General features: G+C 72.1%; 7 protein-coding genes. 1 reads left to right on the top strand and 6 read right to left on the bottom strand.

Annotation, left to right across the window (positions count from 1 at the left end):
* Positions 1 to 250 precede the first annotated feature (250 nt).
* The 5 genes from mug to AB0D48_RS22935 all read right to left on the bottom strand — a co-directional run bounded on the left by mug (position 251) and on the right by AB0D48_RS22935 (position 5,658).
* On the bottom strand, positions 251 to 799 hold the full coding sequence (gene mug / locus AB0D48_RS22955) for a G/U mismatch-specific DNA glycosylase (RefSeq protein ID WP_362399885.1): 549 nt from the start codon (positions 797 to 799) through the stop codon (positions 251 to 253).
* Entirely contained in the window at positions 796 to 2,229 is a 1,434-nt protein-coding gene (gene purB, locus AB0D48_RS22950; RefSeq protein ID WP_266782658.1) for an adenylosuccinate lyase, read from the bottom strand. Before purB ends, mug begins: the two co-directional genes overlap by 4 nt.
* A 71-nt stretch (positions 2,230 to 2,300) precedes the next feature.
* Positions 2,301 to 3,092: an SGNH/GDSL hydrolase family protein gene (locus AB0D48_RS22945; RefSeq protein ID WP_362399867.1), complete on the bottom strand. Its 792-nt coding sequence runs from the start codon at positions 3,090 to 3,092 to the stop codon at positions 2,301 to 2,303.
* A gap of 119 nt (positions 3,093 to 3,211) precedes the next feature.
* Positions 3,212 to 4,231: a hemolysin family protein gene (locus AB0D48_RS22940; RefSeq protein ID WP_362399864.1), complete on the bottom strand. Its 1,020-nt coding sequence runs from the start codon at positions 4,229 to 4,231 to the stop codon at positions 3,212 to 3,214.
* Positions 4,228 to 5,658, bottom strand: coding sequence for a hemolysin family protein (locus AB0D48_RS22935; protein WP_362399861.1), 1,431 nt, complete (start codon positions 5,656 to 5,658; stop codon positions 4,228 to 4,230). The genes AB0D48_RS22940 and AB0D48_RS22935 overlap by 4 nt, the downstream gene beginning before the upstream one ends.
* A 215-nt stretch (positions 5,659 to 5,873) precedes the next feature.
* Between AB0D48_RS22935 and AB0D48_RS22930 the strand changes: the two genes are divergently transcribed.
* Complete coding sequence (locus AB0D48_RS22930; protein ID WP_362399859.1) at positions 5,874 to 6,308, top strand: GNAT family N-acetyltransferase; 435 nt, start codon at positions 5,874 to 5,876, stop codon at positions 6,306 to 6,308.
* On the opposite strand, the gene AB0D48_RS22925 is transcribed toward AB0D48_RS22930, so the two are convergent.
* Positions 6,280 to 6,951 carry a class I SAM-dependent methyltransferase gene (locus tag AB0D48_RS22925; RefSeq protein WP_362399856.1) on the bottom strand — a complete coding sequence of 224 codons (672 nt, stop codon included), beginning with the start codon at positions 6,949 to 6,951 and terminating at the stop codon, positions 6,280 to 6,282. The two genes, AB0D48_RS22930 and AB0D48_RS22925, sit on opposite strands and share 29 nt — an antisense overlap.
* Position 6,952 lies beyond the last annotated feature (1 nt).

The following is a 6,952-nucleotide window of genomic DNA, read 5'->3' as shown; positions in this document are numbered from 1 at the left end:
CGCTCCTCGTCCGTCAGCACCAACTCGGCCTTCGGCCGCCCCATCGCCATACCGAAAGCCTACAACTGAACAGAACTCCAGACTCAGAACACTAGCTCCTGTAGTCAAGGTAGCGCCGGTCAGGCCTGCGGCGTCCGGTTCCGTGCCTCGCAGCCGGAGGGCCGCCCGAGTGCTGGACGCACTCGGGCGCCCCGACCACGCGGCGAGGCGCGGTGCCGAACGCCGAAGGCCAGGCGGGACTTTGAGGGACTTAGGGGCCTTCGGGAGATTCGGCGGCCGCTCGGAGGCGGGCGTACTCCTGGGCCATGGACTCGGCGGTCCAGTGGGCGTTGAGGCCACTGGGGTTGGGGAGAGCCCAGACCCGGGTGGAGCCGATGGTCCGCTCCTGGGGGCCGATCTGGGCCTTCCGCTCGCCGAAGGCGGTGCGGTAGGCCGTGACGCCGACCACGGCCAGCCAGCGGGGGCGGAGCAGTTCCACCTTGGCTGTCAGGATGCGGCCGCCCTCGCGGAACTCCTCGGCGCTCAGCTCGTCGGCGCGGGCCGTGGCCCGGGCCACGACGTTGGTGATGCCGAGGCGGTAGGTCAGCAGCTCTTCCTGCTCCGCGGGGGCCAGGCGCCGCGGGGTGAAGCCCGACAGGTGCAGGACGGGCCAGAAACGGTTGCCGGGGCGGGCGAAGTGGTGGCCCGTCGCGGCGGAGAGGAGACCCGGGTTGATGCCGCAGAAGAGCACACGCAGACCGCCCGCGACCACGTCCGGGAGGACGCGGTCACGGGCGGCGTTCAGCTCGTCGGGGGTCAGAGGATCGACCCCGGCGCGTACCCGGCGGCCTCCGGGTGCTGCTTGGCGATCGCCTCGATGCGCGAGACCACCGCCGCGACCTGGTCACCCGCGGCGCCGGTGAAGGACAGCTTGTCGGCCATCAGGGCGTCGAGCTGGGCACGGTCCAGCGGCATCCGCTCGTCGGCGGCCAGCTTGTCCAGCAGCTCGTTGCGCTCGGCGCCCTGCTCGCGCATGGCGAGCGCGGAGGCCACCGCGTGCTCCTTGATGACCTCGTGGGCGGCCTCGCGTCCCACCCCTGCCCGCACCGCGCCCATCAGGACCTTGGTGGTCGCGAGGAACGGCAGGTAGCGGTCCAGCTCGCGGGCGACGACCGCCGGGAAGGCGCCGAACTCGTCGAGGACCGTCAGGAAGGTCTCCAGCAGGCCGTCGAAGGCGAAGAAGGCGTCCGGCAGGGCCACGCGGCGGACCACGGAGCAGGAGACGTCGCCCTCGTTCCACTGGTCGCCGGCCAGCTCGCCGGTCATCGAGGCGTAGCCGCGCAGAATGACCATCAGGCCGTTCACGCGCTCGCAGGACCGGGTGTTCATCTTGTGCGGCATCGCGGAGGAACCGACCTGGCCGGGCTTGAAGCCCTCGGTGACCAGCTCGTGGCCGGCCATCAGGCGGATCGTCTTGGCGATCGACGACGGGGCGGCGGCCAGCTGTACCAGGGCGGTGACCACGTCGTAGTCGAGCGAGCGAGGGTAGACCTGGCCGACCGAGGTGAAGGCCTGGGCGAAGCCGAGGTGGGCGGCGATCCGCTGCTCCAGGTCGGCCAGCTTGGCCGCGTCGCCGCCGAGCAGGTCGAGCATGTCCTGGGCGGTGCCGACGGGGCCCTTGATGCCGCGCAGCGGGTAGCGGCCCAGGAGGTCCTCGAGGCGGGCGTAGGCGACCAGCAGCTCGTCGGCCGCGGTCGCGAAGCGCTTGCCCAGCGTCGTCGCCTGCGCGGCGACGTTGTGGGAGCGGCCGGCCATGACCAGCTCGGCGTGCTCGCCTGCCAGCTTGCCGAGGCGGGCCAGGACGGCGACCGTACGGTCGCGGGCCAGTTCCAGCGAGAGCCGGATCTGCAGCTGCTCGACGTTCTCGGTGAGGTCGCGGGAGGTCATGCCCTTGTGGACGTGCTCGTGACCGGCGAGGGCGTTGAACTCCTCGATCCGGGCCTTCACGTCGTGCCGGGTGACCTTCTCGCGCTCCGCGATGGAGGCGAGGTCGACCGTTTCGAGGACGCGCTCGTAGTCGGCGAGGGCCGCGTCGGGGACCTCGATACCGAGGTCCTTCTGGGCGCGCAGCACGGCGAGCCACAGCCGCCGCTCCAGCGTCACCTTGTACTCGGGGGACCACAGGACGGCGAGCTCCGCGGAGGCGTAGCGGCCGGCCAGGACATTGGGGATGCGGGGCTTGGCAGTCACGTGGAGGGATTCTACTTGGGCCGCCGCTGTGTGTTTACGCAGGTAGGGACCCCGGCTCCGATTGTGCCTTGCTACGAGAGAAGATCGCCCGTGGCCGGCTCGTACGGGAGCAGCTCCGGGCGCTTGGCCGGACGGCCGTCCCCGGAGGAGCGGCCCGTCAGGCGGCGGCCGACCCAGGGGAGCAGGTGCTGCCGGGCGAAGCTCAGGTCCTGGGACCGGCGTACCGCCCAGCCCGGGGGGAGCGCGGCGGGCAGTTCGGTGCGCCAGTCCTGTTCGGCGGGCAGCCCCAGCATCTGCCAGACGGCCTCCGCCACCCGGCGGTGGCCTTCGGCGGTGAGGTGCAGCCGGTCCACGTCCCACATCCGGGGGTCGGCGAGCGCCGGCGCCCCGTACAGGTCCACCACCAGGGCGCCGTGCCGTGCGGCGAGCTCCTCGATGATCGTGAAGAGCTCTTCCATCCGGGGCCGGAAACGGTCCATCACCGGCCCGTTGCGCCCCGGGGAGCGCATCAGGACGAGGCGCTTGCAGGAGGGAGCCAGAAGCTCCACGGCCGCCTCCAGGTGGCCCCGGACCCGGCCCATGTCCACCTTGGGGCGCAGCGCGTCGTTCAGCCCCCCGACCAGGGTCACGACGTCGGCTCCCATGGCCGCGGCCGCCGGGGCCTGCTCCTCGGCGATCTGCCCGATGAGCTTTCCGCGGACCGCGAGGTTCGCGTAGCGGAAGCCCGGCTCGCGCGCCGCGAGGCGGGCGGCCAGCAGGTCCGCCCAGCCCCGGTAGGAGCCGTCCGGGAGCAGGTCGGACATGCCCTCGGTGAAGGAGTCGCCGACCGCGACAAAACTGGTGTAAGACGCATTCATCTCCATGGCGGGAGTGATGTTACCGCGCGGTACCCGGCCCTGCAGGGCCGGGGACCGACACGTTCGCAGACCCTGCCGTCCACGTCCCGGTCGGCCGTGCTTTGACGACAGGGCTAGCCGACGCGCTACGCGGAGGCCGGCCGGCCGAACAGTTCGCGCAGCACGTCCTCCATCGTCACCAGGCCGGTCATGGCGCCGTCCGGCCCCAGCACCGCGGCAAGATGCGTACGGCTGCGGCGCATGGCGGTCAGCACGTCGTCCAGCGGGGTCTCCGCCCGGACCTGGGCGATCAGCCGCAGCGCCGAAACCGGGAACGGCTCGTCCCGCGCCTCCGCGTCCAGGGCGTCCTTGACGTGCAGGTAGCCCAGGATCCGGTGCTGGGCGTCGATCACCGGGAACCGCGAGTACCGGGTCTCCGCCGACAGCCGTTCCAGCCCGGCCGGAGTGATCCCCTCCCGGGCCGAGACCACCCGGTCCGCCGGCAGCACCACGTCCGTGACCGGCCGCCGGCCCAGCTCCAGGGCGTCGTGCAGCCGCTCGCTCGCCCGGTCGTCGAGGAGCCCCGCGTTGCTGGAGTCCTTGACCATCCGCGCCAGCTCGTCGTCCGAGAAGGTCGCCGCGACCTCGTCCTTCACCTCCACCCGAAGCAGGAACAGCAGGGAGTTGGCGAAGGCGTTGATGGCGAAGATGACCGGACGCAGCGCCCGCGTCAGGGTCACCAGCGGGGGCCCCAGCGCCAGCGCCGTGCGCACCGGTTCGGCCAGCGCCACGTTCTTCGGCACCATCTCGCCGAAGAGCATGTGCAGGTACGTCGCCAGCGACAGGGCCACCGCGAAGGAGATCGCGTGCGTCAGGGCGTCCGGCACCCCGAGGAGGTCGAACAGGGGGGTCAGCAGGTGCGCGATCGCCGGTTCGGCCACCACGCCCAGGACCAGGGTGCACAGCGTGATGCCGAGCTGGGCAGCCGCCATCAGGGCCGATACGTGCTCCAGGCCCCACAGGACCGCGCGGGCCCGCCGGTCGCCCTGTTCGGCGTGCGGCTCGATCTGGCTGCGCCGGACCGAGATCAGCGCGAACTCCGCGCCGACGAAGACGGCGTTGACGACCAGGGTCGCCAGGCCGATCAGCAATTGGATCGCGGTCATCGGCCCTCCTCCCCGTCCCTGCGCTTGCGCTTGCGCCTGTCCCTGTGCCCGTCCCTGTGCCTGTCCCCGGGCTCATTTCCGTGCTCGTCCCCGGGGAGGCCCCCGCGCCCGTCGCCGCCCGGCTCTGCCGGCACGTGCAGCAGCACGCGCGCGGCCCGCCGGCCGCCGGCGTCCACCACCTCCAGCTGCCAGCCGTCCAGCTCCAGGCGGTCGCCGACGGCCGGGATGCGGCCCAGTTCGGTCGCTATCAGACCGGCCAGAGTCTCGTACGGGCCCTCGGGCACGCGCAGTCCGATCCCCTGGAGCTGGTCGGTGCGCGCGGCGCCGTCGGCCGAGTACAGACGGCGTCCGGCATCGTCCGTACCGGCCGGAGCCAGGTCCGGGGTCTCGTGCGGGTCGTGCTCGTCGCGGACCTCGCCGACGACTTCCTCGACGATGTCCTCCAGCGTGGCCACACCGGCGGTGCCGCCGTACTCGTCGATGACCACGGCCATCGTCTGCTTCCCGGACAGCCGGTCCAGGAGCCGGTCCACGGTCAGGGACTCCGGTACGAGGAGGGGCTCGCGCAGCACCTGCGACACAGGCGTCCGGCGCCGCTCCTCGGCCGCCAGTGCCAGTACGTCCTTGATGTGGACGGTGCCGACGACGGAGTCGAGGCTGCCCCGGTAGACCGGGAAGCGGGACAGGCCGGTGGCCAGCGTCGCGTTCGCCACGTCCTCGGCGGTCGCCTGTATGTCGAGGGCGGTGACCTGGACGCGCGGAGTCATCACGTTCTCCGCGGTCAGGTCGGCGAGGTTCAGGGTCCGTACGAACAGCTCGGCGGTGTCCTTCTCCAGCGCACCCGCCTTCGCCGAGTGCCGTGCGAGGGCGACCAGCTCCTGCGGAGTGCGCGCGGAGGCCAGCTCCTCGGCCGGCTCCATGCCGAGGCGGCGGACCATGTGGTTGGCGGTGGTGTTGAGATGGCTGATCAGGGGCCTGAAGGCCCGGCTGAAGACCCGCTGCATCGTCGCCACACGCTTGGCGATCGCCAGCGGGGAGGAGATCGCCCAGTTCTTGGGCACCAGCTCGCCGATGACCATCAGGGCGACGGTCGACAGGACGGTGCCGAGGACCAGTGCGGTGGAGGAGGCGGCGCCGGCGGACATCCCCAGGGACTCGAACGGGCCCTGGAGCAGGGCGGCGATCGACGGCTTCGAGATCATGCCGATGACCAGGCCGGTCACGGTGATGCCGAGCTGGGCGCCGGAGAGCTGGAACGTGAGCGTCCGGACGGCTGCCAGGGCACTTTCGGCCCCGGCCTCGCCACGGTTGACGGCCTGTTCGAGCTCGCTGCGCTCGACGGTGGTCAGCGAGAACTCGGCCGCGACGAAGGCTCCGCAGGCAATGCAGAGCAGCAGTGCCACGACGAGCAGGATCACCTCGGTCATCGGTCGATCACCTCCGTTCCATGATCGGCCAGGAGGCGGGGCATCGCGCGATGTCGCGAGGGGGAACAGCGGGAATGTCGTGGACCGGGAGGCTCGCCCATGGGCGGACGCTCACACCTTTCAATCAGGAGGAACCTTTGCCCACAGGGTAAAGGACGGGCAAAGAGAGCGGATCATTCTTTTGGCGGAGCGTGGCCGGATGATGGGATCCGGACATGAACGATCTTCACATCGGTCCTGCGTCGGCGGCCGATCTGGGCGCCGTACTGGACTTCTGGAAGACCGCCGCCGAGGGAACGAGTATCAGCGACGATCTCGCGGGGGTCGAGCGGCTCCACGCGCGCGACCCGCAGGCGCTGCTGCTCGCGCGGCGCGGCGGGGAGCTCGTCGGCACGGTGATCGCCGGCTTCGACGGCTGGCGTTGCCACCTGTACCGGCTCGCCGTGCACCCAGGGCACCGCAGGCAGGGCATCGGCGGCGCACTGCTGGCCGCCGCCGAGGAGCGCTTCGTCGCCCTCGGCGGGCGGCGCGGGGACGCGATGGTGCTCGACCGCAACGAGCCGGCCCACCTGCTGTGGGACGCGGCCGGGTACGGGCCCGAGGACCAGTGGACGCGCTGGGTCAAGCCACTCGGCGGGCCGACCCGATGACGCAGTAGGAGGTCGGGAGGGCCGGGCCGCGCTCGGGCAGCCGGAAGCCGCGCTGCGAGACGATCCGGAAGCCGGCCGCCTCGACCGCGGCGAGCGGGTCGCGGGCGGTGTGACAGCCGCCGAAGAGGAAGGGCCAGACGGTACGGTCCAAGGCCCGCTGGACGGCGGCCATGCCGGGGCCGGGGGCGAGGCTGTGCTCGAAGAAGCGCAGCTCGGCGTCGGGGCGGAGCACGCGGTGCAGCTCCGCGAGGGAGCGGGGCAGGTCCCGTACGGTGCACAGCACCAGCGAGGTGACGGCCGCGTCGAAGGCCTCGCTCTTGACCGGGAGGGCCTCGGCGGCGCCGGGCACGATGTCCACGGGGACCTCGGCGCGCAGGGCGGCCGTCGCTGCGCGGCGGCGGAGGGTGCGCTCCGGTTCGACGGCGACGACCTCGGAGACGGCGCGGGGGTAGTGCGCGAAGTTCAGGCCGTTCCCGGCGCCGATCTCGATGACGCGGCCGGACACTCCATGGAGGAGCTCGGTGCGGAGGGCGGCGATGCCGCCGCGGGTCTCGGCGGTTTCGCTGGCGCGGGCGTAGACGCGGGCGAAGAAGGGGTGGTGGACGGGGTCGTGGGGCAGGGCGGTGCGGCGGCGCGGCAGCATG

Origin of the sequence: Streptomyces sp. NPDC048269 (assembly GCF_040652395.1) — a bacterium.
In the GTDB taxonomy this organism is placed as follows: Bacteria; Actinomycetota; Actinomycetes; order Streptomycetales; family Streptomycetaceae; genus Streptomyces.
The sequence above is the reverse complement of the archived record's forward strand: the minus strand, read 5'-3'. Positions and strand labels throughout refer to the sequence as shown.

Coding starts and splice junctions, on each gene's coding strand:
- AB0D48_RS22945 (WP_362399867.1), bottom strand. CDS start 3,092: ATGGAGATGAATGCGTCTTACACCAGTTTTGTCGCGGTCGGCGACTCC.
- AB0D48_RS22940 (WP_362399864.1), bottom strand. CDS start 4,231: ATGACCGCGATCCAATTGCTGATCGGCCTGGCGACCCTGGTCGTCAAC.
- AB0D48_RS22935 (WP_362399861.1), bottom strand. CDS start 5,658: ATGACCGAGGTGATCCTGCTCGTCGTGGCACTGCTGCTCTGCATTGCC.
- AB0D48_RS22930 (WP_362399859.1), top strand. CDS start 5,874: ATGAACGATCTTCACATCGGTCCTGCGTCGGCGGCCGATCTGGGCGCC.
- AB0D48_RS22925 (WP_362399856.1), bottom strand. CDS start 6,951: ATGCTGCCGCGCCGCCGCACCGCCCTGCCCCACGACCCCGTCCACCAC.